The organism is Luteimonas sp. MJ250, assembly GCF_039548455.1.
Taxonomy (GTDB): domain Bacteria; phylum Pseudomonadota; class Gammaproteobacteria; order Xanthomonadales; family Xanthomonadaceae; genus Luteimonas.
Map to the genome: position 1 here is coordinate 358,818 of NZ_JBCLVB010000011.1, position 24,176 is coordinate 382,993.

The 24,176-nt window shown below is 70.6% G+C and carries 24 protein-coding genes; 12 read left to right on the plus strand and 12 right to left on the minus strand.

Annotation, left to right across the window (positions count from 1 at the left end):
* Positions 1-6: 6 nt before the first annotated feature.
* The gene (locus WCE37_RS08295; protein ID WP_343278933.1) at positions 7-699 is read right to left on the minus strand and encodes an ABC transporter ATP-binding protein; all 693 of its coding nucleotides are present in this window, start codon (positions 697-699) and stop codon (positions 7-9) included.
* 159 nt (positions 700-858) lie between these two features.
* Positions 859-2,103, minus strand: a complete 1,245-nt coding sequence (locus WCE37_RS08300; RefSeq protein WP_343278934.1) for an efflux RND transporter periplasmic adaptor subunit — start codon at positions 2,101-2,103, stop codon at positions 859-861.
* A gap of 149 nt (positions 2,104-2,252) precedes the next feature.
* On the opposite strand from WCE37_RS08300, the gene WCE37_RS08305 reads away from it, so the two are divergent.
* From WCE37_RS08305 to WCE37_RS08325, 5 genes are read left to right on the plus strand one after another with little or no spacing between them, the layout of a single operon-like run.
* Positions 2,253-3,167 carry an ABC transporter ATP-binding protein gene (locus tag WCE37_RS08305; protein ID WP_343278935.1) on the plus strand — a complete coding sequence of 305 codons (915 nt, stop codon included), beginning with the start codon at positions 2,253-2,255 and terminating at the stop codon, positions 3,165-3,167.
* On the plus strand, positions 3,167-3,943 hold the full coding sequence (locus tag WCE37_RS08310) for an ABC transporter permease (protein WP_343278936.1): 777 nt from the start codon (positions 3,167-3,169) through the stop codon (positions 3,941-3,943). The genes WCE37_RS08305 and WCE37_RS08310 overlap by 1 nt, the downstream gene beginning before the upstream one ends.
* Before the next feature lie 29 nt (positions 3,944-3,972).
* On the plus strand, positions 3,973-5,850 hold the full coding sequence (locus WCE37_RS08315; protein WP_343278937.1) for a CIA30 family protein: 1,878 nt from the start codon (positions 3,973-3,975) through the stop codon (positions 5,848-5,850).
* A gap of 33 nt (positions 5,851-5,883) precedes the next feature.
* Positions 5,884-7,110 carry a sensor histidine kinase gene (locus WCE37_RS08320; protein WP_343278938.1) on the plus strand — a complete coding sequence of 409 codons (1,227 nt, stop codon included), beginning with the start codon at positions 5,884-5,886 and terminating at the stop codon, positions 7,108-7,110.
* Complete coding sequence (locus WCE37_RS08325) at positions 7,107-7,709, plus strand: response regulator transcription factor (RefSeq protein WP_343278939.1); 603 nt, start codon at positions 7,107-7,109, stop codon at positions 7,707-7,709. Before WCE37_RS08320 ends, WCE37_RS08325 begins: the two co-directional genes overlap by 4 nt.
* A gap of 53 nt (positions 7,710-7,762) precedes the next feature.
* On the opposite strand, the gene WCE37_RS08330 is transcribed toward WCE37_RS08325, so the two are convergent.
* The 7 genes from WCE37_RS08330 to WCE37_RS08360 are packed head-to-tail and all read right to left on the minus strand — an operon-like array spanning position 7,763 to position 14,016.
* Positions 7,763-9,139: a leucyl aminopeptidase family protein gene (locus tag WCE37_RS08330; protein WP_343278940.1), complete on the minus strand. Its 1,377-nt coding sequence runs from the start codon at positions 9,137-9,139 to the stop codon at positions 7,763-7,765.
* Positions 9,136-9,882, minus strand: coding sequence for an HAD-IA family hydrolase (locus WCE37_RS08335; RefSeq protein ID WP_343278941.1), 747 nt, complete (start codon positions 9,880-9,882; stop codon positions 9,136-9,138). Before WCE37_RS08335 ends, WCE37_RS08330 begins: the two co-directional genes overlap by 4 nt.
* A gap of 19 nt (positions 9,883-9,901) precedes the next feature.
* A complete protein-coding gene (locus WCE37_RS08340) occupies positions 9,902-11,053 on the minus strand; it encodes an AI-2E family transporter (protein WP_343278942.1) in 1,152 nt (383 codons plus the stop codon).
* Positions 11,054-11,064: 11 nt separating this feature from the next.
* Positions 11,065-11,577, minus strand: a complete 513-nt coding sequence (locus WCE37_RS08345; RefSeq protein WP_343255149.1) for a protein sip-5 — start codon at positions 11,575-11,577, stop codon at positions 11,065-11,067.
* A gap of 10 nt (positions 11,578-11,587) precedes the next feature.
* Complete coding sequence (locus WCE37_RS08350) at positions 11,588-12,160, minus strand: phage holin family protein (protein WP_343255150.1); 573 nt, start codon at positions 12,158-12,160, stop codon at positions 11,588-11,590.
* 2 nt (positions 12,161-12,162) lie between these two features.
* On the minus strand, positions 12,163-12,525 hold the full coding sequence (locus tag WCE37_RS08355; protein WP_343278943.1) for a hypothetical protein: 363 nt from the start codon (positions 12,523-12,525) through the stop codon (positions 12,163-12,165).
* 36 nt (positions 12,526-12,561) lie between these two features.
* Positions 12,562-14,016: a Do family serine endopeptidase gene (locus tag WCE37_RS08360; RefSeq protein WP_343278944.1), complete on the minus strand. Its 1,455-nt coding sequence runs from the start codon at positions 14,014-14,016 to the stop codon at positions 12,562-12,564.
* Between the two features lie 452 nt (positions 14,017-14,468).
* Here WCE37_RS08360 and WCE37_RS08365 point away from each other — a divergent pair, with 452 nt between their 5' ends.
* From WCE37_RS08365 to WCE37_RS08380, 4 genes are all read left to right on the plus strand, one after another.
* A complete protein-coding gene (locus WCE37_RS08365) occupies positions 14,469-16,628 on the plus strand; it encodes an adenosylcobalamin-dependent ribonucleoside-diphosphate reductase (protein WP_343278945.1) in 2,160 nt (719 codons plus the stop codon).
* Between the two features lie 82 nt (positions 16,629-16,710).
* Positions 16,711-17,247: a hypothetical protein gene (locus WCE37_RS08370; RefSeq protein WP_343278946.1), complete on the plus strand. Its 537-nt coding sequence runs from the start codon at positions 16,711-16,713 to the stop codon at positions 17,245-17,247.
* A gap of 63 nt (positions 17,248-17,310) precedes the next feature.
* Positions 17,311-18,123: an NrdJb gene (locus WCE37_RS08375; protein WP_343278947.1), complete on the plus strand. Its 813-nt coding sequence runs from the start codon at positions 17,311-17,313 to the stop codon at positions 18,121-18,123.
* 16 nt (positions 18,124-18,139) lie between these two features.
* Positions 18,140-18,589 (plus strand): hypothetical protein, encoded by a 450-nt coding sequence (locus WCE37_RS08380; RefSeq protein WP_343255156.1) that lies wholly within the window; start codon positions 18,140-18,142, stop codon positions 18,587-18,589.
* Between the two features lie 42 nt (positions 18,590-18,631).
* On the opposite strand, the gene WCE37_RS08385 is transcribed toward WCE37_RS08380, so the two are convergent.
* Entirely contained in the window at positions 18,632-20,596 is a 1,965-nt protein-coding gene (locus WCE37_RS08385) for a pyridoxal-dependent decarboxylase (protein ID WP_343278948.1), read from the minus strand.
* Between the two features lie 156 nt (positions 20,597-20,752).
* Between WCE37_RS08385 and WCE37_RS08390 the strand changes: the two genes are divergently transcribed.
* Positions 20,753-21,640: an EcsC family protein gene (locus tag WCE37_RS08390; protein WP_343278949.1), complete on the plus strand. Its 888-nt coding sequence runs from the start codon at positions 20,753-20,755 to the stop codon at positions 21,638-21,640.
* A 29-nt stretch (positions 21,641-21,669) separates the two neighbouring features.
* Positions 21,670-22,143 carry a YbjN domain-containing protein gene (locus WCE37_RS08395; RefSeq protein WP_343278950.1) on the plus strand — a complete coding sequence of 158 codons (474 nt, stop codon included), beginning with the start codon at positions 21,670-21,672 and terminating at the stop codon, positions 22,141-22,143.
* Positions 22,144-22,183: 40 nt separating this feature from the next.
* Here the strand turns inward: WCE37_RS08395 and WCE37_RS08400 are convergent, their stop codons facing one another.
* Complete coding sequence (locus WCE37_RS08400; RefSeq protein WP_343255160.1) at positions 22,184-22,462, minus strand: hypothetical protein; 279 nt, start codon at positions 22,460-22,462, stop codon at positions 22,184-22,186.
* 124 nt (positions 22,463-22,586) lie between these two features.
* On the opposite strand from WCE37_RS08400, the gene WCE37_RS08405 reads away from it, so the two are divergent.
* A complete protein-coding gene (locus WCE37_RS08405; RefSeq protein WP_343278951.1) occupies positions 22,587-22,964 on the plus strand; it encodes a hypothetical protein in 378 nt (125 codons plus the stop codon).
* Here the strand turns inward: WCE37_RS08405 and WCE37_RS08410 are convergent, their stop codons facing one another.
* Entirely contained in the window at positions 22,965-24,143 is a 1,179-nt protein-coding gene (locus tag WCE37_RS08410) for a PQQ-dependent sugar dehydrogenase (protein WP_343278952.1), read from the minus strand.
* Positions 24,144-24,176: the final 33 nt, after the last annotated feature.

Genomic DNA, 24,176 nt, shown 5'->3' on the forward strand with positions numbered 1-24,176 from the left:
CGCGGCTCACGCCGCGTGCGACTGCTGTTCGACCAGCACGCCCTTGTCCAGATGCAGGGTGTGGCTGGCGTGCTCGGCCGCCTTGGGGTCGTGCGTCACCATCACGATGGTCTTGCCGTGTTCGCGGTTGAGCTCCTGCAGCAGGCCCAGGATCTCCTCGGCCGACTGCCGGTCGAGGTCGCCGGTGGGCTCGTCGCAGATCAGCAGCGTCGGGTCGGAGACGATGGCGCGCGCGATCGCCACGCGCTGCTGCTGGCCGCCCGACAGTTCGGACGGCTTGTGCGAGGTGCGGTCCGACAGGCCCACCAGCTCCAGCGCGATCTGCGCGTTGCGCTTGCGCTGCGCGCCGCCGAGCTTCGTCAGCAGCAGCGGCAGCTCCACGTTCTTCTGCGCGCTGAGCGCGGGCATCAGGTTGTAGAACTGGAATACGTAGCCGACGTTCTGGCTGCGCCAGGTCGCCAGTTGGCCCGCACCCATGCGATCGATGCGCTGCCCGGCAATCTCGATCTCGCCGCTGGTGGGCGCGTCCAGGCCGCCGATGAGGTTCAGGAGCGTGGTCTTGCCCGAACCCGAGGGGCCCATCAGCGCGACGAAATCACCGGTGGCGATGTCCAGGTCCAGGCCGTGCAGCACGTCGACCTTCTCCGGGCCGCGCTGGTAGGACTTGCTGAGGTTTCGGATCGATACCAGGGTGGTCATGACGGTGCTCCGGTGGATGCAGTGGATTGGTGGACCCGAAGGCCTTGCAGGAGTGGCTATAGAGCGATTGAAGCCAGAGCAATCGCGCTCCCAAAGAGATGTGCTTCGCTCCTGCAGGTGCGTGGGTGTGTCGATTGCAGATGTCGGGCTGAGGGGCTTCTAAGGGCCGGCCGCGATGACCTTGTCACCGTCGGCCAGGTCTTCCGGCGGGTCGAGCACCACGGTTTCGCCCGGTGCGATCCCGGACAGCACGGTGCGCTGGGCACCGCCGCCGCCGCCGGTGCTGACGCTGCGCCGCTCGGCCACGGCATCGTCGCCGCTGCCGGCCACGACGAAAACGACATCGCCGCCGTCGCGCGTGGCCACGGCCGCCGCCGGCACGCGCACGCCGCGCGGCGCGTCGTCGTCGGCCTGCTCCGGCGCGCGCTCCAGGAAGCTCACCGTCACGCCCATGTCGGGCACGATGCGCGGATCCTTTTCCTTCAGCGCCACGCGCACCTTGACGGTGGCCTTGCCGCGGTCGGCGGTGGGGATGATCGCGATCACTTCCGCCGGGATCTTCCAGTCCTGGTAGGCGTTGAGCGTGGCCTCGACCGGCATCTTCGCCTGCACGCGGCCGATATAGGCCTCGCCGACGTCGACCTCGACCTCCAGTGAGTCCATGTCGACGATGGTGCCGATGCCGGTGCGGGTGAAGCCGCCGCCGGCGGACAGCGGCGAGACGATCTCGCCCGGCTGTGCGGCCTTGGCGATCACCACGCCGGCAAAAGGCGCGCGCACGATGGTGTTGTCGACGCCGATGTCGCTGATGCGCAGCTGCTCGCCGGCGACGCGGGTGTTGCGCTGCGCGGTGTCGAGTTGCGCGCGGAGAGTGTCGCGCTGCGCCACCGCCTGTTCGTACTGGGCGCGCGACACCAGCTGCTGCCCGACCAGGGTGGCCAAGCGCCTGGCATTGGCTTCCGCTTCGGCCAGCTGCGCGCGGATGCCGCCGGCCTGGCTGCGCGACGCTGCGAGCTGCGCGCGCGCGAGGTCGTTCTGGGCGTCGGCATCGATCGGGTCCAGGGTGGCCATGACCTGGCCTTCCTCCACCGCCATGCCTTCCTCGATCAGCACCTCGCGCACGCGTCCGGTGATCTTCGAAGACACCGTGGCCATGCGCCGCGCGACGACGTAGCCGCTGGCATCGAGCACCGAGGTGGCCGCGCTGCCACCGCCGGTGGCGACCGCCGTGGCCGTTTTCACTTCGATGCCACGGTCGCCGCCAAGCAGCATCCAGGCCAGGCCCGCGGCAAGCAGCACGACCGCGGCAACGGCAAGTCCGATCCACAGCCCGCGGCGCGAAGGCGGTGGCGTGGGCTGGCGGTCGATGCGGAGCTCCCGCAGCAGGTCTGCTTTCGTGTTCATGGATTCCCCGACGGTGGCAGGGGGCCGAGTGTGACGGCATCCGGCCTGCGCCGTCACCTGACGCCTGTCATGTCCGATGGGTGATCGCATGGACTGCCGCCGGCTGCCGCCATCTCCGAGTCTGTGCCTATACCGGAGGACGACGACACATGGACCACCGCTTGGACACACCGTTGGCCAGCCTGGAAGGTGCCCGCAAGCATTACGGCAAGGTTGCAGCGCTGGACGGCGTGGACCTGGAGCTGCGCGGCGGCCAGGTGCTCGCGCTGCTCGGCGCCAATGGCGCGGGCAAGACCACGGCGATCTCGCTGCTGCTCGGCCTGCTGGAGCCCGATGCCGGCTCGGCGCGGCTGTTCGGCCGTGCACCGCAGGAACTGGTCGCGCGCCAGGGCATCGGCGTGATGCTGCAGTCCGGCGCGATCGCCGACACGCTCACCGTCGCCGAGCTGCTCGACCTGACCCGCAGCTACTACCCGGATCCGCGCAGCGTCGTGGACTGCGTCGCCATCGCCGGCCTGGACGGGCTGCTCAAGCGCCGCTATGGAAAGCTGTCCGGCGGACAGCAGCGGCGCGTGCAGTTCGCGCTCGCGATCTGCGGCCGGCCGCAGGTGCTGTTCCTCGACGAACCCACAACCGGTCTCGACATCGAGGCCCGGCAGGGGCTGTGGCGCGGATTGCGCGACCTGGTTGCCGAGGGCGCATCGGTCCTGCTGACCACGCATTACCTGGAAGAAGCCGAGGCCCTGGCCGATCGCGTGGTGGTGCTGGCCGGTGGCCGCGTCGTCGCCAGCGGCAGCCTTGACGAAGTGCGCGCCCGCGTCGACCAGCGTCGCATCCGCTGCGTGACCACGGTCGATGCCGCGGAGGTGGCGCACTGGCCGCGGGTTCGCGCGGCATATCGCGAGGGCGAGCGCCTGGAGGTGGTGGCCGATGCCGCCGAGGACATCGTGCGCCGCCTGCTCGACGCCGATCCGGCGCTGTCGGATCTCGACGTCAGCCGCGCCGGATTGGCCGAGGCTTTCCTCGAGCTCACCCGCGAAACGCCCCTGAAGGAGGCCGCATGATGAACATGCCTGCCCACGCCCCCATCGCGGTCCGCCGGCACCCGCTGCTGCGCAGCTACCTGCTGGAGGCGAAGTACGAATTCCTGCGCCTGCTGCGCACGCCGATCTTCGCGCTGCCGACCCTGCTGTTCCCGCTGATGTTCTACCTGCTCTTCGGCGTCGCCATGAACCGTGGCAACGGCGGTGCCGCGCAGTACCTGCTGGCCACCTATGGCGTGTTCGGCGTGATGGGCGCGGCGATGTTCGGCTTCGGCGTCACGGTGGCGATGGAGCGCGAGCAGGGTTTCCTCGCACTCAAGCGCGCACTGCCGATGCCGCCCGGCGCCTACCTGCTGGCGAAGATGGCGATGGCGCTGCTGTTCTCGGCGATCCTTGCGCTGCTGCTGGCGCTGCTCGCCTTCGCACTGGCCGGCGTGCAGCTGCAGCCGGCGCAGTGGGGGCTGCTGTTCGTGGTGCACGTCGCCGGCGCGCTGCCGTTCTGCGCCATCGGCCTGTTCATCGGCACCGTCGCCAACGGCTCGGGCGCGCCGGCGGTGGTCAACCTGGTCTACCTGCCGATGTCGTTCCTGTCGGGCCTGTGGATGCCGCTGTCGATGCTGCCCGACGTGTTCACGCGGCTGGCGCCGCTGTGGCCTTCCTACCATCACGGCCAGCTGGCGCTGAAGGTCGTGGGCATGGACGCGGGCCAGCCGGTGGTGATGCACCTCGGCGTGCTCGCGGTGGTCGGCATCGGCTTCTTCGTCCTTGCCCGCGCGCGGCTTGCGCGCGCCGGTTGAGTCCATCTTCGTCCCGGGAGAACCACACCATGAAACGCTGGCCTGAATCCATCGCTGCGGGCGCCATCGCCGCCGCGATCGCCGCCGCCGTCGCCTTCGCGCAGCCGTCGTCGCCCACGTCGACGCCGTCGGCTCCATCGCCCGCGGACAGGGTCGGCGCGCTGCCATCGGGCGGCGAAGGCGCGGTCTTCGCCATCTCGGGCGTGCGCGTGTTCGACGGCGACCGCGTGCTGCCGGCTGCGAACGTGATCGTCCGTGACGGACGCATCGAGGCGGTGGGCGCCGACATCGTCCTTCCCGAGGGCATCGACGTCGTCGACGGTGCCGGCCGGACCCTGCTGCCGGGTTTCATCGATGCCCATACCCACAGCTGGGGCGAGGCGCAGCGCGACGCACTGCGCTTCGGCGTCACCACCGAGCTGGACATGTTCGGCGACTGGAACCGAATTCCGGGGCTGCGCGCGCAGCGCGAGTCGCTGGGCGAAACCGGCCAGGCCGACCTGTGGACCGCCGGCGCCACCGTCACCACCGAGGGTGGCCACGGGACCCAGTTCGGCGTCGCGGTGCCAACGCTTGCCGCCGATGGCGACGCCGCGGCCTTCGTCGCCGCGCGGGTGGCCGAGGGTTCGGACTACATCAAGCTGATCGTCGAGGACTTCAGCACGCATTCGGACACGCAGCGGCTGCCGACGATCACGCCGGCGCAGGTGGCGGATGCGATTGCCGCAGCGCAGGCCCATGGGCGCCTCGGGGTGGTCCACGCCGCAAGCCAAGCCGATGCGCTGCATGCCGTGGATTCGGGCGCGGACGGCCTGGTGCATGTCTTCCACGACGTGGCCGCTTCGCCCGGCTTTGTCGCCGCGGCGAAGGCCGCGGGCAGCTTCGTCGTGCCCACGCTGTCGGTGATCGCGGGATTTTCGGGCAACGGCAGCGGCGCCGCGCTCGCATCCGATGCACGGCTGGCGCCGTGGGCGGGCCTCGACCAGCGTGCGGCGCTCGAATCGGCCTTCCCCGGGCCGCCGCGTCCGCAGGCGCTGGACAATGCGCTGCGCAGCGTCGCCGCGCTGAACGCCGCCGGCGTCGACATCCTTGCCGGCACCGACGCCGGCAATCCCGGCACTGCTCACGGCATCAGCATGCATGGCGAGCTGGCGCTGCTGGTGCGCGCGGGCCTGTCGCCGGTCGAAGCGCTTGCCGCCGCGACCGCGCTGCCGGCGCGGCGCTTCGGCCTCGGCGACCGCGGCCGCATCGCCCCGGGCATGCGCGCCGACCTGCTGCTGGTGGATGGCGATCCGACGACCGACATCCAGGCCACGCGCGCGAGCGTCGGCGTCTGGAAAAACGGATACGCGGTGGCTCGCCCGCGGGTCGAGGCGACTGCTGCCGCGACCGCGCCGGTGATCGCCGGCGGTGCGTTGGTCGCCGATTTCGAGGACGGCGGCACCGGCGTGCGCTTCGGCCACGGCTGGCAGGTGACCACCGACGCCATGGCCGCTGGCAAGTCCGTGGCGACGCAGGAATGGGTCGCGGATGGAGCGGGTGGCTCGCGAGGCGCGCTGCGCGTCAGCGGCGAGATCCGGCCCGGCTTCGCCTACCCCTGGGCCGGCACGATGTTCCATCCCGGCGCGCAGCCGATGCAGCCGGTCGACGCGTCGATGCGCAGCGAGCTCGTGTTCCAGGCCCGCGGCGACGGCCGCAGCTACCAGGCCATGCTGTTCTCGGGTCCCACGATGCAGGGCATGCCGGCGACGCAGTCCTTCACCGCCGGAGCGGCGTGGCGCGAGGTGCGGATCCCGCTCGCCGCCTTCACCGGCGCCGACCTGGCCACGCTGCGCGCGATCGCGATCACGGCTGGCCAGCCCGCGGGCGCATTCGAGCTGCGCATCGACGACGTCGAGCTGCGCTGAGTGGTGCATCATCGATCCATGGAGTCGACCGCCATGCCTCGTGTGATACCCAGCCGATGGCGTGCCTGGCTGGCGCCGGCGCCGGACTCGGTGCTGGCGGCGGCGATGCGGCAGGGGCACTCCCCGTGGACCGAATGGGTGCATCTGATGTGGACGGCCTGGGTGTTCGTCACCCCGGCGTTCATGCCCGGCGGCTACAGCGCGCGCTGGGTCGCGCTGACCCTGCTGTCCTATCCGCTGTTCGTACTGCTGTATGCGCTGGCGCTGGTGCGGCCGGAGCGCCAGGGTGGGCGCTACGCGTTGGGCATGGTGGCGTTGGCCATGGTGCTGGCGCCCTGGTATCCGTCGGGCCTGAGCTATTTCGTGTTCGGCTGCGTGATGGTGCGCAGCGAGCGCGCGCGCGCGCTTCCGCGGTACGTGCTGCTGCTGGCAGCGCTCAACACCGTGTTCATCGCCTACGCGCTGTGGCTGGGCTATCCGTGGCAGTCCCTGGCCTGGCTGCCGCTGGTGACGCTGATCGTGGGCACCCTGGTCCACGTCGACATGGCCAACCGGCGCACCGATGCCGCGCTGCGGCTTTCGCACGACGAGGTCCGCCGGCTGGCCGCGCTGGCGGAGCGCGAACGCATCGGTCGCGACCTGCACGACCTGCTCGGGCACACGCTGTCGCTGGTGGCGCTGAAGTCCGACCTGGCCGCGCGCCTGGTCGAGCGCGATCCGGTGGCGGCGCGCAGCGAAATCGATGCCGTCAGCCGGGTCGCGCGCGAGGCGCTGGCACAGGTGCGTTCTGCGGTCAGCGGCATCCGAGCGGCGGGCATCGCCGCCGAGCTGGCTTCGGCCAAGCTGCTGCTCGAGTGCGACGGCGTGGCCCTTCGCCACGACTGGGACGAAAGCGGCCTGGCTGGCGGCGCATTGCCATCGCGAGTGGAAACCACGCTTGCGCTGGTGCTGCGCGAGGCGGTGACCAACATCCAGCGCCACGCCCACGCACGCAGCGCGGAGATCGCGCTGCGCGCCGAAGGCAGCGATGGCGTGGTGCTGCGCATCAGCGACGACGGCCGCGGCGGCGCGTTCGCGCCGGGCAACGGCCTGGGTGGGATGCGCGAGCGGGTCGAGGCGCTGGGCGGCCGGCTGGTCATCGATTCCGTCCGGGGCCGCGGCACTGTCGTCGAGGTCTGGCTGCCGCTGGCGGCCAATGACGACGAAGACAGTGAAGGCGATTGCGACGACGAACCACGCGTGACGGACGGCGGGCAATGATCCGCATCGTGCTCGCCGAGGACCAGGCCATGCTGCGCAGCGCGCTGGCGGCACTGCTGGCGATGGAGGACGACATCGAGGTCGTCGGTGCCGCCGGCGACGGTGAAGAAGCCTGGCGCGAGCTGCAGCGCCATGCCCCCGACCTGCTGGTGACCGACATCGAGATGCCGGGCCTTACCGGCCTGGAGCTGGCGCAGCGGATCCAGCGCCAGGGCCTGGCGACGAAGGTGGTTGTCGTCACCACCTTTGCGCGTGCCGGCTACCTGCGCCGCGCACTGGATGCGGGCGTGCAGGGCTACCTGCTGAAGGATGCGCCGGCCGAAGAGCTGGCGGCGGCGCTGCGCAAGGTGCAGGGCGGTGGTCGCGCGATCGATCCGCAGCTCGCGCTCGAGGCCTGGTCGGAGGTCGATCCGCTCAACGAGCGCGAGCGCCAGGTGCTGCGGCTCGCCGGCGAAGGCCAGTCCGCCGGCGAGACTGCCGCCGCGCTCGGCCTCTCGCAGGGCACCGTGCGCAACTATCTGTCGGAGGCCATCGGCAAGCTTGGCGTCGGCAACCGCATCGAGGCCTACCGTCTGGCGCGGCAGAAGGGCTGGCTGTAGCCGCTCCCACAAGGACGCGCGCTCAAGGACTCGGGGATCGATGCGGGGAAGAGCTAGCCTGAGCGGTGCTTCAGCATCGCGTAGGCGGCGCGCAGGCCCAGGGCCTCGCCGCCGGCGGGGCGGCCGGGGCGGTCGCTGTCGTTCCAGGCGTAGGTGTCGAGGTGCGCCCAGGGCGTGCCCTTGGGCACGAAGCGCTCCAGATACAGCGCCGCGGTGACGCTGCCGGCCATCTTCGAGCCGGCGTTGGCCATGTCGGCGACCTTGCTGGTGAGGTAGCGCAGGTACGGACGCCACAGCGGCATGCGCCACAGCGGATCGCGCACCTGCATGCCGGCGTCGAGCCAGGCCTGCGCGAGCGCGTCGTCGTTGCTGAAGAGCGCCGGCAGGTCGGGGCCCAGCGCGATGCGCGCGGCGCCGGTGAGGGTGGCGAAGTCGAGGATCAGGTCCGGTGCCTGTTCGCCGGCATAGGCCAGCGCATCGCCCAGGATGACCCGGCCTTCGGCGTCGGTGTTGTCGATCTCGACGCTGACGCCGGTGCGCGTGGCGATGACCTCGCCCGGACGGAAGGCATCGGGGCCGATCGCGTTCTCCACCGCCGGCACCAGCAGGGTGATGCGCAGCGGAAGCTTCCGCGCCATCACAAGCTCGGCCAGGGCGATCGCGTGCGCGGCGCCGCCCATGTCCTTCTTCATGTTGCGCATGCCGTCGGCGGGCTTGATGTCGAGCCCGCCGGTGTCGAAGCACACGCCCTTGCCGACGATGGCGACGTGCGGGTGCGAGTCATCGCCCCAGCGCAGCGCGAGCAGGCGCGGGGCGCGATGCGAGGCGCGGCCGACGGCGTGGATGGCGGGGAAGTTCTGCTCGAGCAGGGCGTCGCCGGTGATCGCGCTGAAGTCCGCGCCGTGGGCCATGGCGATGTCGCGGGCGATGCCTTCCAGCTGGTCCGGACCCATGTCCTGTGTCGGCGTGTTGACCAGGTCGCGCACGCGCGCGGTGGCGGCGAGCAGGTCCAAGGCTTCGGCATCGCTTGCGTCCAGCGCCAACCGTGCGCGCACCGGCTTCGGCTTGCGGTAGCGGTCGAAGGCGTAGCTGCCCAGGCCCCAGCCCAGCTGCAGCGCGTGCAGGGCATCGCTGTCGAACTCTCCGGCGGGCGTCCAGTCACCGGCCGGCAGCGCGCGCGGCGCGTGCGCGTAGGCGCAGGGATCGAGCCTGTCGCCGACCCCGATCACCGCGGCCGCCGGCATGCCGTCGGCCGCCGGCAGCACCAGGCAGCTGCATGCGGCGCCGTCGAAGGCGTGCGCGTCCAGCCAGGCGCCGACCGCGGCCGGCCGCATCGCGCGCCACGCGGCGAACCCGTCGCGATCGACGATATGCAGCGGCCGCGCCTGCGCGGCGTCGGCGGTGGGGGCGTAGCAGGCGGGAAGGGTCATGCGTGGGTGCTCCTTGTGCGGTCGCCCGGCGCGGGCAGGGCCGCATCGAGCCAGTCGGCCAGTCCGGCCAGGGAATCGAAATGAAGGTCGGGCTCGACCTCGTCGTGGCGCCATTGCAGGCGCCGGCCGTGGTCATCGGCGCGGTTGATCCAGCAGCTGCGCAGCCCGGCGCGCGCGGCGCCGGCGACGTCTGCCTCGGGATGGTCGCCGACGTGCAGCACCTCGGCCGGTGGCACGCCCAGCTGTGCGCAGGCGGCCAGGAAGATGGCGCGATCCGGCTTGGCACTGCCGAAGCTGCAGGCGCTCAGCTGCGCGCTGAAGAGGTGGTCCAGGCCGATGCGCGCCAGGTCGGCGTTGCCGTTGCTGAGCGCCGCGATCGGAAGCCTGGCGCTGATGCGCTCCAGCGCGTGGATCGCCTCCGGATAGCACTCGACCTTGTTGCGCTCGGCGAAGAAGGCCTCGTATGCGGCGTCGGCCATGGCCACGTCGCCGCCGCTCTCGCGCAGCGCCGCTTCAAGCGTCATCCGCCGCAGCGCCGACATGTCGTGGGCAAGCGAAGGATTCTCCGCACCCACGCGCTCGCGCAGCGTGCGCATCGCCTCTGCCGGGAACATGTCCGCGGTGGCCGGGCTGTGTCGCCGCATCCATTGGTCGAGCACGCGTTCGATGCGTACGCCGATGGGTGCGAACGGCCACACGGTGTCGTCAAGGTCGAGGGTGATGGCGCGGACGGGGAAGGCCATGGCGCCATTGTACGGCGGCCTACCCCAACAGCCGCGCCCAGCCCTCCAGTCCGTCGATGCGCGCCAGCACGCGCTTCACGCAGACCAGCAGCGGCACCGCCAGCAGCAGGCCGACGATGCCCCACAGCCAGCCGAACACCAGCAGCGCCAGGATCAGGACGAGTGGCGACAGCTGCATGCGCTGGCCAAGCACCAGCGGCGTCACCAGCTGGCCTTCCAGCGTGTGCAGGCCGAGGTAGATCGCCGCCGGCAGCAGCGAGGCCCCGACGTCGTCCCAGGTCACGAAGCCCATCAGCAGCATCGCCACCACACCGATCGCCGGGCCCACGTAGGGCGCGAAGTTGAGCAGCATCGCGATCGTGCCCCAGAGCAGCGCCTCCTGCATGTCCACGCCGAGGCCCCAGTGCAGCACGGCCGCAAGCAGCACGCCCACGCCCGCGTTGATCAGGGTGATGGTGAAGACGTAGCGCGACACGTCGCGCTCGATCGACTGCATGATCTCAACCGTGACCCGCTGCCGCTGGCGCGTGGGCAGCAGGGCGATCGCGCGGCGCTGCAGGTCCTCGCCGAAGACCATGAAGAAGAAGGTCAGCAGCACCACCGCCAGCACGCTGCCCGCCATCCGCGGCGCCCGAGCCAGGGCTGCGTAGGGGTCGTCGACCTGGGTGCGAACGACTTCGACCTTGCGCCCGTCGCCGCTGGCCTGGCGGGCGATGTCCTCGGCGACGCGGTTGGCCTCGCGCACGGGCTCGGCCAGCTCGCCGAGCTCCTTGCCGAGCTGGCGCATCTGTCGCGGGGCTTCCTGCATCCAGTCGATCGCCGGTGCCAGCAGCTGCTGGCCGAGGAGCGCTGTGCCCGCGATGCCTCCGCACAGCACCAGCAGCGCGGCGAGGAAGCGGGGCAGGTAGAGCCTGCGCAGGGCGCGGATCACCGGGTTGCCGATCAGCGCCAGGAACATGGCCAGCAGCACCGGGAGGATCACCCCCTGGGCCGCCCAGAGCGTGTAACCGACGGCCAGCAGGGCAAGCACCAGGACCGACGTCGGTGCGCGCGGGCGCGGCACCGGTGCCTCGGTCGCGGGTTCGTCGGGTGCGGCCGGGAAGGCATCGCCGGCGGTGCCGGCCGCCGCGGCGGGCGCTTCGCTTGAAGCGGGGGTGTCACGCGTCGCCATGGGAGTTCGCCTCAGCGCGATTCGGAGAGTTCGGTCGCGGCTTCGGCCGGGCGTGGTGGGGTCTCCCAGGCGGGATCGGGCCTTCTTGCGCGCTCCGCGGTATGGGAGGCGGCGGCCGGGGGCGGCGCTGCGTGCCGGTGGCCGGAAGGCGCGGCGGGAGCTTCGGCAGCGGTGGCAGCGTGCTCCGGCGCCGGGTTTGCGTCCCGCGCCGCGGCCCCCGCGTCCTCCGCAGCCTCTTCAGCCGCGCCGGCGGCGAAGGCCGCCTGGACCGATCCGACCAGCCCGGCCACGCTGCCGAGCATCTGCAGCCAGCGCGCCGGCTGCGCGCCGGCGATTGCGTGGCCGGGCCGCACCCAGCCGGCCAGCAGGCCACCGGCCAGGCCGGCGATGATGATGCGAGGCGGCGTCCATCCCGAGCGCCAGATCCCGCCGAAGACGCGGAAATCCGCCGCCGTCTGGCGTTCGCGCGCCTCCAGCGCGGCTTCCGCGCGCTCCACCTTCGCCTGCAGTTCTTCGAAGCTCATGCCGCGCTCCTCATGGCGGGGTGACTCCCGCGGCCGTGGAATCGCCCGGCACGCCGTCGCCGCGCGGGCGCGCCCGATGCTCGGCATCGTGGGCGCAGTCCGCCGAGCCCGGGTCCGGCATGAACTCGGCCAGCTCGCCGATGCCCAGCCGCGCCAGCTGGCGGCGGGTGGCTTTCATGCGGGTATGTTCGAAATAGGCCATGGCCTTGCGCAGCGCCAGCCATGCCGCGAGGCCGCTGGCGATTGCGCAGCAGGCCAGGGACAGCCACCAGGGCAGCCCGAGCTGATTGCTCAGTGCCACCACCAGCGCGGTCATCAACAGCATCCACGCCGAGGCTGCGAACACCACCGCCACGCCGGCAAAGACCGCGCTGCGCCCCGCGGCGCTTCGTGCCAGCGACACGTCGGCGGTGACCAGGGTACGCAGCGCACCGGCGGCCTCGCGTGCAGCGCCCATGCCGGCCACGCCGCTGTCGCGCAGCTCACGGACCGCATCGGCGATGCCGGGTGGCGGCGCGCCGTCACCCCTGCCCGGCGCTTGGCCGGACGAGGGGCCCGATGCGGGTGGCGGTTGTTGCTCCACGCTTACCTGCCGCTGCCGCGGGCCAGTTTGGCGATGATCCAGCCGGCGGCGAACGCGGCGCCGAAGGAGGCGATCGGGCGCTCGCGGATCAGGTCGGCGGCGCTGTCGATCAGGTCGCGGCCCTTGTCGAGCAGCACATCGACCTGCTCGCTGCCGGCGCCGGCGGCTTCTTCAAGCGCGGAAAGGCCGGCCAGGGCGCCGTCGGCCAGGTCGGCCTTGAGGTTGGCTTTGCCCAGGCGGGCCTCTTCGCCGGCGGCAGCCGCGGCACCGCGGACGGCGTCGGCGGTATCCGAGGCCGCCTGCTTCAGGTGGCTACCGGCCTGGGACAGGTTGGCTTTCAGGTTTTCGGTGTGGGTCGGGCTCATCATGCTCTCCTTGGGGGGGTGTCTCGGGGAAAAACCTCATTCCATCAACAGGTTGCCCTGGCCGCGGCCGCGCTGGATGCGCAGCACGAGCTGCGAGGGTGCTTTGGACAGCGCCGCGCGCAGCGCCGACAGGTCGCCGGCGCGGTCACCACCGGCGGCGACCACCACGTCGCCGGCGCGCAGTCCGCTGCGTGCCGCGCGACTGCCGCGCTCGACCTCCTCGACCAGCACGCCGGATACGCCGCCGCGGCGCAGGGCCTCGGGCAGCTCGGCGAAGCTGGCGCCGGACAGGCGCGGGTCGAGCTGTTGGCCGGCGAGTGCGCGTGGCTGTTCGCGCAGGGTGGCCTGCACCTGCATGGCCTTGCCGTCGCGGCGCAGGTCGAGGGTGATGCGGGCATCGGCCGGCTGCAGGCCCTGGAAGTTGCGCAGGGTCTCGCCGTCGCCGATGCGCTCGCCGTTGGCGGCCACGATCACGTCGCCAGTGCGGAGCCCGGCGGCGGCAGCGGCGGAATCCGCGTGGACGCGGGTCACCACCGCACCGCGGCTGCCGGCGGCAAGCCCGAGGCTGGCCGCCAGGCGATCGTCGAGGTCCTGGGTGTCGATGCCCAGCGTCCCGCGGCGGACTTCGCCGGTGGCGGCGAGCTGCTGCATGACGCCGCGCGCCAGGTTGGCGGGGATGGCGAAGCCCAGGCCGATGTTGCCGGCCATGCTGCCGCGCGGGTTGAAGCTGGCGGTGTTGATGCCGACCAGCTCGCCGCGCAGGTTGACCAGCGCGCCGCCGGAGTTGCCCGGGTTGATGCTGGCGTCGGTCTGGATGAAGTTCTGGTAGCCCACGCCCGGCACGTTGGCGCGGCCGACCGCGGAGACGATGCCCGAGGTCACCGTCTGGCCGACGCCGAAGGGGTTGCCGACCGCGACCACGAAGTCGCCCACCTGCAGCGCGCTGCTGTCGGCGAGCGCGATGGCCTGCAGCGCGCCTTCGTTCCCCGCGACCGGAATCTTCATCAGCGCCACGTCGGTGTCGGCGTCGGAGCCGATGAACTCCGCTGCCAGGGTGCGGCCGTCGGCCAGGGTCACCGAGACTTCGTCGGCACCTTCGATCACGTGGTGGTTGGTGAGCACATAGCCGCGGACAGCGTCCACGATCACGCCCGAGCCCAGCGATTCGTTGATCCGCTCTTCGGGAATGCCCGGGAACATCCGCCGGAAGAAGGGGTCGTTCGCGAACGGGTTGTTGATGCGCACGCGCTGCTTGGTGTGCACGCTGACCACGGCCGGGGTGACCCGGCGCAGCATCGGTGCCAGCGACGGCAGGGCCTGGCCTTCCACGGTGGCCGGCAGGCCAGCGGCCATCGGCACCGCGGCGGCCGGGGACAGGGGCTCGGCGCGAGCCGGAGCCTGCAGGCCGTCCAGGATCAGGGTCGCGGCGGCGCCACCGAAGGCGGCGGCGGCGGCGAGGGCAAGGAGCGTGGTGCGGGTGGGTGCTTGCATCGGTCTGTCGTTATGCGGGTTCGGGGGTCTTTGGACCGTGAAGTGTGGCGCGGCGGACCCCGTGGGTCGAGGCTGGACGGATGTGCGCTGCGTCTCAGCCTGGACTGCGAACCGCGACACTGCTGGGCTGCCGCGACAGCCCTCAAAGAGCGATTGACTTAGCCCCCCGCCAGCCCTTACGGTCAATGCCCTGTCGCCACTACATGTTGGGGTCAGGCAGACAGTTTTGGCCCAGTTCTAGTTGTTTGCGATCAAGGCGATCGCAGGAACCAGGGGATGGTTTGCATGTGCGGACTCGATACCCGCCAACGAAACAATGACGACGCAGGGCGCGCGGTGCGCGCCTGCGGATTCGCCGTCGGCGGGTCCCGCACACGGGTCACGCGCTCGACGCCATGAACGAAGACACCCGGTTCGCGCGCGGCCGGGCAGCATGAGGAGACAGAAGCAACATGAGTACGGTTCGCCTGGAGGCTGTGAGGAACACGATGGCTGGCACCGACCAGGACATCCCGATGCAGCCGGCGTCGGTGGATATCTGGGACAAGAAGTACCGGCTGAAGACCAAGCAGGGCGATCCGCTGGATGCCGACATCGACGGCACCTGCCAGCGCGTCGCCCGCGCCCTGGCCGAGGCCGAGACGACCGCGGAGCAGCGCAAGCACTGGAACGAGCGCTTCCTGTGGGCGCTGCGCCGCGGCGCGATCCCGGCCGGGCGCATCACCTCCAATGCCGGGGCGCTCGAGCACAAGCCGGCCACCAGCACCATCAACTGCACGGTGTCCGGCACCATCGTCGACTCGATGGACGGCATCCTGGAGAAGGTCCACGAGGCCGGGCTGACGCTCAAGGCCGGCTGTGGCATCGGCTACGAGTTCTCGACCCTGCGCCCGCGCGGTGCGTTCGTCGCCGGCGCCGGTGCCTATACGTCGGGCCCGATGTCCTTCATGGATATCTACGACAAGATGTGCTTCACCGTGTCTTCGGCCGGTGGCCGACGCGGCGCGCAGATGGGCACCTTCGACGTGAGCCATCCGGACGTGCGCGACTTCATCCGCGCCAAGCGCGAGGACGGGCGCCTGCGCCAGTTCAACCTGTCGCTGCTGGTCACGGACGATTTCATCGAAGCGGTGAAGTCCGATACCGACTGGCCGCTGGTGTTCCCGATCAACGCCAAGGAAACCGGGGACGTCGACGTCGATGACGCCGGCCAGGTGGTCTGGCGCGACTGGCCGCAGCATGACGGCTACATCACCCGTGACGACGGCCTGGTCGCCTGCAGGATCTACGGCAAGGTGCGTGCCCGCCACCTGTGGGACATGATCATGGTCTCGACGTATGACTACGCCGAGCCGGGATTCATCCTGATCGACCGCGTCAACGAGATGAACAACAACTGGTGGTGCGAGACCATCCGCGCGACCAACCCCTGCGGCGAACAGCCGCTGCCGCCCTATGGCGCCTGCCTGCTGGGCTCGATCAACCTGACCAGGTTCGTGCGCAAGCCCTTCACCGACCAGGCCGAATTCGACTGGGAAGAGTACAAGGAGGTCGTGCGTGTGTTCACGCGCATGCTCGACAACGTGGTCGAGGTCAACGGCCTGCCGCTGAAGCAGCAGCGCGACGAGATCATGCGCAAGCGCCGCCACGGCATGGGCTTCCTCGGCCTGGGTTCGACCGTGACCATGCTGCAGATGAAATACGGCTCGAAGGAGAGCTGCGAATTCACCGAGCGCATCGCCCGCGACATGGCGGTTGCCGGCTGGGAAACCGGCTTGGCGCTGGCGCGGGAAAAGGGCGCGGCGCCGATCATGGAGGAGCGCTTCGAGGTCACCGCCGAGATGCTGCGCAAGCGCCCGGAGATGGCCGCCGACGGCTGGAAGCCCGGCCAGCAGGTTCCCGGCAAGGTGCTGCACGCGCGCTACTCGCGCTATATGCAGCGCGTTGCTGAAGTGGCGCCGGAGCTTGTGGAGCAGCTGGCCGAGAGCGGCTCGCGCTTCACCCACCACAGTTCGATCGCGCCCACCGGCACCATCAGCCTGTCGCTGGCCAACAACGCCTCCAACGGCATCGAGCCCTCGTTCGCGCACCACTACAGCCGCAACGTGATCCGCGAAGGCAAGAAGTCGAAGGAGAAGGTGGACGTGTTCTCGTTCGAGCTGCTGGCCTATCGCCACCTGGTCAACGCCGACGCGATGCCCTTCAGCGAGGATCCCGCTACGCAGCTGCCGGAGTACTTCATCTCCGCCGACGACATCAGCCCGAAGGCACACGTCGACGTCCAGGCTGCCGCGCAGAAGTGGGTCGATTCATCGATCTCCAAGACCGCGAACGTCCCGACCGACTTCGCCTACGAGGATTTCAAGGACATCTACCTTTACGCCCACGCGCAGGGCCTGAAGGGCTGCACGACCTTCCGCTTCAACCCGGCCGCCTTCCAGGGCGTGCTGGTCAAGGAGTCCGACCTGGCCGGCACCACCTACCGCTTCGAGCTCGAGGACGGCAGCACGGTGGAGGTAAAGGGCAACGAGGAGATCGAGTACGACGGCGAGACCCACACCGCGGCCAACCTGTTCGACGCCCTGAAGGAAGGCTACTACGGCAAGTTCTGATGAAGGCTCGCTGCAGGTTCCGGGCGCGCTACATTCCGTCCTGCGGGCGCCCGCCCGCGACCATGACGACGAGGGAGCAACGATGAGCAACGGCAATGGAGTCGCGACGACGATCGGTACGGCCGCCGAGGTCGTCGCCGACAAGGCGAAGACGGTGCGCAGTGCGGTCTCCAAGCGCGCATCGACGGCGGTGACGAAGGCCAGGCAGGCCGCGGACAAGGCCGAAAAGGCCGTGACCAGGACGGCCGGCAAGGCGAAGACCGCGGTGGCGAAGACGGCGGGCACGGCGAAGAAGGCCGTGGCCAAGCGCGTCGCCGGGGCCAGGCAGTCGCTGGCCGCCACCAGCGCCGGTGCAAAGGCCGAAGCGGCCGCGCTCAAGCGCAAGCGCTCGGTCAAGAAGGCGGCGAAGAAGGCGGTAAAAAAGGCCGCCGCGAAGAAGGCGGTGGCAAAGAAGGCCGGGACCAGGACCTCGGTGGCCAAGAAGACGGTTTCGAAGAAAGCCGTCGTCGGCAAGGCGGCCACGAAGCAGGCCGCGGTGAAGAAGACCACCGTGAAGAAGGCCACCGTGAAGAAGGCAGCTGCCCGCAAGGTGGCGCCGCGGAAGACCACCAGCAAGTAACCCGCCGGCCTCCCCGCAGCACAGCTGGGAGGCGGGCATCAACGAATACCAGGGAACAGCGTCATGGCCGTCAGGATCGAAAAGAAAATCACCGGTTACTCCGTCGCCACCGCCGATGACGGGCGCAAGGCCGCAGCCGCGCTGCCCGCCGCCGCCGGGCCGGAGCCCGCCGCGGCGCGTCCGTCGGCCGAAGTCATCCAGATGCACGAGCGCATCGAGCGTCCGGAAGTGCTGATCGGCAGCACCTACAAGATCAAGTCGCCGCTGGTCGAGCACGCCATGTACGTGACCATCAACGACATCGTGCTCAACGCCGGCAGCGAGCACGAGCAGCGCCGCCCGTTCGAGATATTCGTGAACTCGAAGTCGATGGAGCACTTCCAGTGGATCGTCGCGCTCACGCGCATCATGTCGGCGGTGTTCCGCAAGGGCGGCGACGTGACCTTCCTGGTCGAGGAAATGAAGGCGGTGTTCGATCCGCGCGGCGGCTACTTCAAGGCCGGCGGCGTGTACATGCCGTCGCTGGTGGCCGAGCTCGGCGCGATCGTCGAGGACCACCTGAAGTCGATCGGCATGATCCACGACCCCGACATGAGCCCGGAGCAGCGCGCGCTGATCGAAGACAAGCGCCGCCAGTACGAGGCCCGCTCAAAAAAAAACGCTGACGCCGACGTAGCCGCCGCCGAGGCCGGCCCGATCGGCGAGCTCCTGGCCGACCAGGGCCGCGACCGCAGCGGCGAAGACGTGGCGGTCACCGGCGACGGCACCAGCTTCCCGCCGTCGGCCACCATGTGCCACAAGTGCAGCACCAAGGCGGTCGTGGTCATGGACGGCTGCGCGACCTGCCTGAACTGCGGCTACTCGAAGTGCGGCTGAGGCCGGCGCCGCGCGGATGAACGCGGTCAAGACGCTTGCCATGGTCGTCGCCGCCGCCGGTGCCTTCGTGCTCTGGGATGCGCTCAAGCCCGAGGGTGGGCTGGGCGCGGTGGTCGACCAGGTGGCGTCGCGAGGTGCGTCCGCCGGGCCTGCCGGCCCGCGGGGCTTCGTCGAGATCCCGATGCCCGACGGACTGCCGTCGCGCGGCGTGGTCGTGTTTGCGCCGGCGAACTGTCCCGAAGATGCCGGCCAGCGTGCGGATGCCATCGTCCGGCACCTCGAGTCGCAGGGCATCCCGCACCGCCGCTCCAGCAGCGCCAACTACAGCAATCTGGCGAGCGCCGAGGACGCGCGCCGGGTGACGGCGGTGATGAACGGCCCGATCCCGGTGGTCTACGTCAACGGCCGCGCCCGCGCGAACCCGTCGCCGCAGGACGTGGTGGCCGAGTACCGCGGCGGCGGCTGAGCCGCGCCGAGCTGCTTTGCCCGGGCGCGCAATCGGGGCGCCTCAGGCGCACTCCGCACGCGTGGCAGGCGCCAGCACCGCGGACACCAGCCGCTCGAGATAGTCGAAATAGCCGCGGATGTAGCCGCCGCCGGCGGCGCCGGCATCGAGCAGGAACGGGTTCATCAGCGTGTGCCGCAGCACGACGATGCGGTCGTCGTCGCCGCCGTCGACCAGCGCGCCGGGCGCGAGTCCCAGCGCCTGCAGCACGCGCGCGGTGTCGGCCGCGCCCATGGCCTCGGGCCGGAGCGTGGTCATCGAGCCGAAGTACTCGCCGCGCTGGAGCGGCTGCCCCGGATCGGCGCGCAGGGTGTCGTGCAGGCCCCGCATGAAGCGGTTCATGCGCGCGACGTCGTGGTTGCCGCGCGGGTTCATCGCCAGGCACACCAGGTTGCAGTCGGGCGCGAACGGCACCATGGCGGTGGCCAGCGGCGCAATACGCGCGATGAAGCCGCGGGCCTCGTCCATGAACGCTTCGGTCGCGTGCAGGCCCTGCGCCGGCAGCCGGCCGAAGTTTTCATGGTCCAGCGGCAGCACGCGATGGGTGACATAAACCGCCGCGGCGTTGGCGCCGGGCTTGGAGCCTTCGGGGATGTAGCGGCCGAGCTGGCGGTGGCGCTGGAAGAAGTCGGTGGCCGCTGCACCGTCGAAGACGTAGTCGGCGTCCTCCGCCAGCAGCCCGATCGCGCGCTGGTCGCGGCAGAGGAAGGCGCCTGAACCGTAGGGCAGGTAGCCGAGTTTGTGCGGGTCGATGGTGACCGAGTCCATGCGCGGGATCGCGGCGAAGGCGGCGTGCACTTCCGGCCGCGGGAAGGTGCTGAACCCGGCGCCCACTTCGGCCAGCGAGCGAAATCCGCCCTCCGCGCCGCGGAACAGCGAGGCCAGGTAGCCACCCCAGGCGGCGTCCAGGTGCAGTGACAGGCCAAGTCCGCGCGCCTGCATGCGCTCGCGTGCGCTGGCCAGGCGGTCAAGCGGGTCGATGGTGCCGAACTCGGTGCTGCCGAGCACGCCCACCGCCATCAGCACCGGCTGTCGCCGTCGCAGGCAATCGTCAAGCGCCTCTTCCAGCGCGTCGACGTCCAGGCGCATCGCCCGGCCGGGGATCAGCTCCAGCTGCGCGCGCCCGAGCCCGAGCATCTTCATGCCCTTGCTCCAGGAGTAATGCGCGGTGGCCGGAGCGAACACCCGGGGCGTCGACAGCTGCGGATGCTGCTCGAGGAAGCCGGGCAGGCCCATGGTCTCGATGCGCCGGGCGTCGACCCGTCGCTGCCACGCGGCGCGTTCGCGCGGCGGCAGGGCGTCACGCCAGGCACACCACTGCGCGAACAGCGACGTGGCCACCGCGGGGCCGGTGTTGAACGCGTCCCAGTCGTCGTCAGGCAGGTCGGGCAGCGGCACCGATGCCGCGCGCAGCGCCACCGGGAAGGCCTTCAGCGCCAGCGCCAGGCGCAGGCCCTGCACGTTGGCCAGAGTGCCGCCGGATGTCAGGTGGCCGAAGGCGCAATCGTCGTTCCCGGGGTCGGCCGGCCAGCCGATCATCGCCGCCAGCTGCAGGCCGGCCTTGAGTTCCAGGTCGATGGTGATCGGCGCGGCGTCGGCGCTGACGTTGTTGGGGTTGTAGGGCAGTGCCAGTACCTGCGCCGCCAGGCCCGGGATCAGCAGGTCGCTGACCATGTGGCCGAGGTAGCGCGGGCTGTGGAAGGGCACGCTGCGCTTGAGCGCCGCCGACAGCAGGTGCAGTTCGCGGCGCAGGCGCGACTCGAAGGCGACGTAGTCGGGAAGGCGGTTGGCGCCCGTCGGGATCGCCGGCAGGTCCTCGGGATGCAGGTTGCGCCGCCAGTAGACGTGGTCGCGCAGGAACTCGACCAGCAGCGACTCGAGCAGCTGGTCGTTCTCGCCGTAGGGGCCGAGGAAGCAGGCATGGAGCCCGGCCTGGTTCGTGGCGGCGACTTCATGGCGCTGGCTCATGGGCGTTGCTCCGCGACGCTGGCAGGGAACCCAGCTTGGCGGCGCGACGGCGGCGGCGCCTTGAGCCGGGTCAAGCCGGACGCGAGTGCACGCGCGCTGCCCGCGGCGACAGGGTCCGTGCCGCAGGGACCACGCCGCCTGCGCTAACGTGCGCCGATGACCACGCCGTTGCCGACCCCAACCCTGTCGCCCGCCGCACCCGCTGCACCCGCCGCGCTCGATGCCGCAGCGCTGTCGGAACTGCGGCAGGCCAGGGCGCTGCTTGAGAACCCGGGGCTGGCGGCACAGCTGGCCAACCTGGTGGGAGCACCGCTCGAGTACGTGATGGAAAAGCGCCTGCCGGCGTCGATGACGCGGCTGGTGAACGCGCTGGTGCGCACGGCGTTGCGGCAGTCCCTGCGCATGGCGGTGGCGACGCTGGGCAAGGACGCGGCCTCGTCTGCGCCGCGCAATCGCGGTCACACCATCGCGGCGGCGACCAGCGGCGCCGTGGGCGGTGCGTTCGGCTTCGCCGGGCTCGCGGTCGAGCTGCCTTTGACCACCACCCTGATCCTGCGTTCCATCGCCGGGATCGCGCGCGCCGAGGGCGAGCCGCTGGATGATCCGGCGACCATGCTCGCCTGTTTCGAAGTGCTGACCATGGGTGGCCGCGCCAGCGCCGACGATGGCGCCGAGTCGGGCTACTTCGCCGCGCGCGCAGTGCTGGCGCAGCAGGTGGCGGCGGCGGCCGAATACGTGGCGGTGCACGGCCTGGTCGGCAAGGGCGGGCCGCTGATCGTGCAGCTGCTGTCGGCCATCGCTTCGCGGTTCTCGGTCAACCTCGGCCACAAGATCGCGCTGCAGGCGGTGCCCGTGGTCGGCGCGGCGAGCGGTGCCGCGCTCAATACGCTTTTCATGCGCCACTTCCAGGCCATGGCCCGCGGCCACTTCACCATCCGCCGCCTGGAGCGGCTGCACGGCGTGGACGCGGTGCGCCGCGCTTATGACACCGTTGGCGCCGCCGATGGCCCCGGACACGCGCGCGCCGAGCCCCGTTCAGGCTAGGATTCAGCACCATCCGAGGGGGGACCACCATGAAGAAACTATTGCGAGCGGGCCTGCTGGCACCGCTGCTGGCACTGGCCGCCGCGCCGGCGCTGGCCGATGCCGGTCGCGGCGTCACCGGCGAAGAAGCCATGGCGACGCTGCAGGGCATGGAGCCGGGGCTGCAGCCCGAGCTGCTGGCCGACGAACATGGCGATCCGATGATCAGGTTCCAGATCAACGATCTCACCGCCTATCTCAATTTCTATGACTGCGACGACGGGCGTTGCGGTTCGCTGCAGCTCCAGGTCGGCCTTGATCTTGAACATGGCACCACGCTGCAGGTCGCCAACGTCTACAACACCCGCTACCGCTATGGGCGGATGTCGCTGGACGACGAGATGGATCCGTTCCTGCGTTACGACTTCGAGGTGCTGCACGGCAAGCACGCCGCGCAGATCCAGAGCCAGGTCGAGATCTTCGGCCAGCTGCTGGTCGACTTCGTGCAGGCAGTCGATTTCTGAGCCCCGAGCGCCGAGCCCGGCGCCGGCCGGGTCGTCCCGATCACGCCTTGCGCAGCGCCGGGAACTGCGCGGTCATGCGCACGCCGTCGGCCAGTCCCCAGCGGATGGCGATGCGACGCAGGCGCGCACTGGTTTCGTCATGCAGGTGCGGCGGGGCCAGCTGCATGACCGCATCGTGGCGCTCCGCCCAGGCGTTGGCGTAGGCGAACAGATCGCGATGGCGGAGCTGGAGGTCGGCCATTTCGTCCTCGAGCCCGACGATCGCCTGTTCGAGGTCGGTATCGGTATCGGTACGGTCGGCGGACGGAGTGGCAGTCATCGGGTATCGGATCAAACAGGGGCGCCGTACTATGGCAGCTATGCGTGCAGGTGCAATGAACATGACGGCGGGCTGGGGGACTGTCGCTTCGGCAGGGCCGGGGGCCTTCACGCGTCGTGTTGCGATGCTGCTGTTGCCCCTTGCCCTCGCCGCCTGCGGTGACGTGGCGCAGGTGCCTGCCGCCGCGACTCCGGCCCCACCGCTCCTCGACTACCAGGCCAAGCGCTCGATCCCGGTCCGGCTCGACATGTTGGCCACCGCCGACGGCGGCCGTGCCGTGGCGATCTCGGGAGCGTGGCGCGGCGAAGTGGACTTCGACGGCGACGAGCCGAACACGCAGTGCGGTATCAAACGCGGTGGCCTCGCCGCCATCGAGCCGGGCACCAGCAACGAAGTGCATATGGTCTGTACACAGACCGTGCGGCTGCCGGACGATGGCAGCCGCGGCTTCCGCGTGCTGGAGGACGGCCGCGAGATCGCCTCCGGCGTCGTCCTTCCCTGATCAGCCGCCGGCGGCGGGGAGCAGCTTCAGCAGGCGACCCTGTGCGCCGTCCTCAAGCAGCCAGAGGCCGCCTTCCGGACCCTGCTCAACCTCGCGGATGCGCTGCCCCATGTCGAAGCGCTCGGCCTCGCGTGCCCGGGTGCCTTCGACCTCGACCCGCACCAGCGATTGCGACGACAGGCCGCCGATGAAGGCGCTGCCCTGCCACTCGGGGAAGACGCTTCCGCTGTAGAACACCAGGCTCGAGGGCGAGATCACCGGCGTCCAGCTCACCGCCGGCGCGTTGAAGTCGGGCCGGGTGGCGTGGTCGGGAATCGGCCGGCCGTCGTAGTGGTCGCCGTCGGAGACCGTCGGGTAACCATAGTTGCCGCCGCGTTCGACGAGATTGAGTTCATCGCCGCCGGCGGGGCCCATCTCCACGTCCCACAGCTGGCCGGCGCCATCGAAGGCGAGGCCAAGCACGTTGCGGTGGCCCAGCGACCACACCTCCGCGGCGACGCCGCCGGCATCGGCGAATGGATTGCCGGCAGCCGGCGTGCCGTCTTGCGCGAGGCGCAGGATCTTGCCCATGTTGGAAGCCATGTCCTGGGCGGGATCGAACTTCTGCCGCTCGCTCGAACTCAGCCACAGCGTGCCTTCGCCGTCGATGGCGATGCGATGGCCGTAGTGGCCCTCGCCGGACACCTTCGGCACCTGGCGCCAGATCACCTCGAGGCCTTCAAGCCGCCCGCCGCCGGCGTCGTCGAGGATGAGCTTCGACCGCGCCAGCGCCGCGCCGCGCGTATCGCCGCGGCCGGCCTCGGCATAGCTGAGATAGACGATGCCGTTCGCGGCGAATTCGGGATGCGGCAGCACGTCGCCGAAGCCGCCCTGGCCGCCATAGGCGACCGCGGGAGTGCCCGTGACCTCATGCGTGGCACCGCTCTCGACATCGACCAGCTGCAGGCGCCCCCGCTTCTCGGTGACCAGCAGGCGCCCGTCGGGCAGGAAGGACATGGCCCAGGGTTCGTCGAACACGGCGATGACATCGACTTCGAAAGGGTGCTCCGCGGTGGCAGCAACGGAGTCCGTGGCGCGTGCATCCAGGTCCGCGGGCGCGGTGGCCTGCCGCGCCTCGCCGTTGCAGGCGGTGATGGCCAGGGCAAGCACGGCGGCGCCGGCAAGGCGGTGCAGTTTCATCGGGTTGGTCTCCGGACGGGGGCGGATCGCCAG

What these genes read in the sequence shown, in the direction of transcription:
- WCE37_RS08345 (WP_343255149.1), bottom strand. Translation starts at nt 11,577, where the DNA reads ATGAGCTTCGAAGAACTGCAGGCGAAGGTGGAGCGCGCGGAAGCCGCG.
- WCE37_RS08340 (WP_343278942.1), bottom strand. Translation starts at nt 11,053, where the DNA reads ATGGCGACGCGTGACACCCCCGCTTCAAGCGAAGCGCCCGCCGCGGCG.
- WCE37_RS08330 (WP_343278940.1), bottom strand. Translation starts at nt 9,139, where the DNA reads ATGACCCTTCCCGCCTGCTACGCCCCCACCGCCGACGCCGCGCAGGCG.
- WCE37_RS08400 (WP_343255160.1), bottom strand. Translation starts at nt 22,462, where the DNA reads ATGACTGCCACTCCGTCCGCCGACCGTACCGATACCGATACCGACCTC.
- WCE37_RS08375 (WP_343278947.1), top strand. Translation starts at nt 17,311, where the DNA reads ATGGCCGTCAGGATCGAAAAGAAAATCACCGGTTACTCCGTCGCCACC.
- WCE37_RS08360 (WP_343278944.1), bottom strand. Translation starts at nt 14,016, where the DNA reads ATGCAAGCACCCACCCGCACCACGCTCCTTGCCCTCGCCGCCGCCGCC.
- WCE37_RS08410 (WP_343278952.1), bottom strand. Translation starts at nt 24,143, where the DNA reads ATGAAACTGCACCGCCTTGCCGGCGCCGCCGTGCTTGCCCTGGCCATC.
- WCE37_RS08335 (WP_343278941.1), bottom strand. Translation starts at nt 9,882, where the DNA reads ATGGCCTTCCCCGTCCGCGCCATCACCCTCGACCTTGACGACACCGTG.
- WCE37_RS08365 (WP_343278945.1), top strand. Translation starts at nt 14,469, where the DNA reads ATGAGTACGGTTCGCCTGGAGGCTGTGAGGAACACGATGGCTGGCACC.
- WCE37_RS08310 (WP_343278936.1), top strand. Translation starts at nt 3,167, where the DNA reads ATGAACATGCCTGCCCACGCCCCCATCGCGGTCCGCCGGCACCCGCTG.
- WCE37_RS08395 (WP_343278950.1), top strand. Translation starts at nt 21,670, where the DNA reads ATGAAGAAACTATTGCGAGCGGGCCTGCTGGCACCGCTGCTGGCACTG.
- WCE37_RS08300 (WP_343278934.1), bottom strand. Translation starts at nt 2,103, where the DNA reads ATGAACACGAAAGCAGACCTGCTGCGGGAGCTCCGCATCGACCGCCAG.
- WCE37_RS08355 (WP_343278943.1), bottom strand. Translation starts at nt 12,525, where the DNA reads ATGAGCCCGACCCACACCGAAAACCTGAAAGCCAACCTGTCCCAGGCC.
- WCE37_RS08390 (WP_343278949.1), top strand. Translation starts at nt 20,753, where the DNA reads ATGACCACGCCGTTGCCGACCCCAACCCTGTCGCCCGCCGCACCCGCT.
- WCE37_RS08305 (WP_343278935.1), top strand. Translation starts at nt 2,253, where the DNA reads ATGGACCACCGCTTGGACACACCGTTGGCCAGCCTGGAAGGTGCCCGC.
- WCE37_RS08380 (WP_343255156.1), top strand. Translation starts at nt 18,140, where the DNA reads ATGAACGCGGTCAAGACGCTTGCCATGGTCGTCGCCGCCGCCGGTGCC.
- WCE37_RS08295 (WP_343278933.1), bottom strand. Translation starts at nt 699, where the DNA reads ATGACCACCCTGGTATCGATCCGAAACCTCAGCAAGTCCTACCAGCGC.
- WCE37_RS08320 (WP_343278938.1), top strand. Translation starts at nt 5,884, where the DNA reads ATGCCTCGTGTGATACCCAGCCGATGGCGTGCCTGGCTGGCGCCGGCG.
- WCE37_RS08385 (WP_343278948.1), bottom strand. Translation starts at nt 20,596, where the DNA reads ATGAGCCAGCGCCATGAAGTCGCCGCCACGAACCAGGCCGGGCTCCAT.
- WCE37_RS08315 (WP_343278937.1), top strand. Translation starts at nt 3,973, where the DNA reads ATGAAACGCTGGCCTGAATCCATCGCTGCGGGCGCCATCGCCGCCGCG.
- WCE37_RS08405 (WP_343278951.1), top strand. Translation starts at nt 22,587, where the DNA reads ATGCTGCTGTTGCCCCTTGCCCTCGCCGCCTGCGGTGACGTGGCGCAG.
- WCE37_RS08325 (WP_343278939.1), top strand. Translation starts at nt 7,107, where the DNA reads ATGATCCGCATCGTGCTCGCCGAGGACCAGGCCATGCTGCGCAGCGCG.
- WCE37_RS08370 (WP_343278946.1), top strand. Translation starts at nt 16,711, where the DNA reads ATGAGCAACGGCAATGGAGTCGCGACGACGATCGGTACGGCCGCCGAG.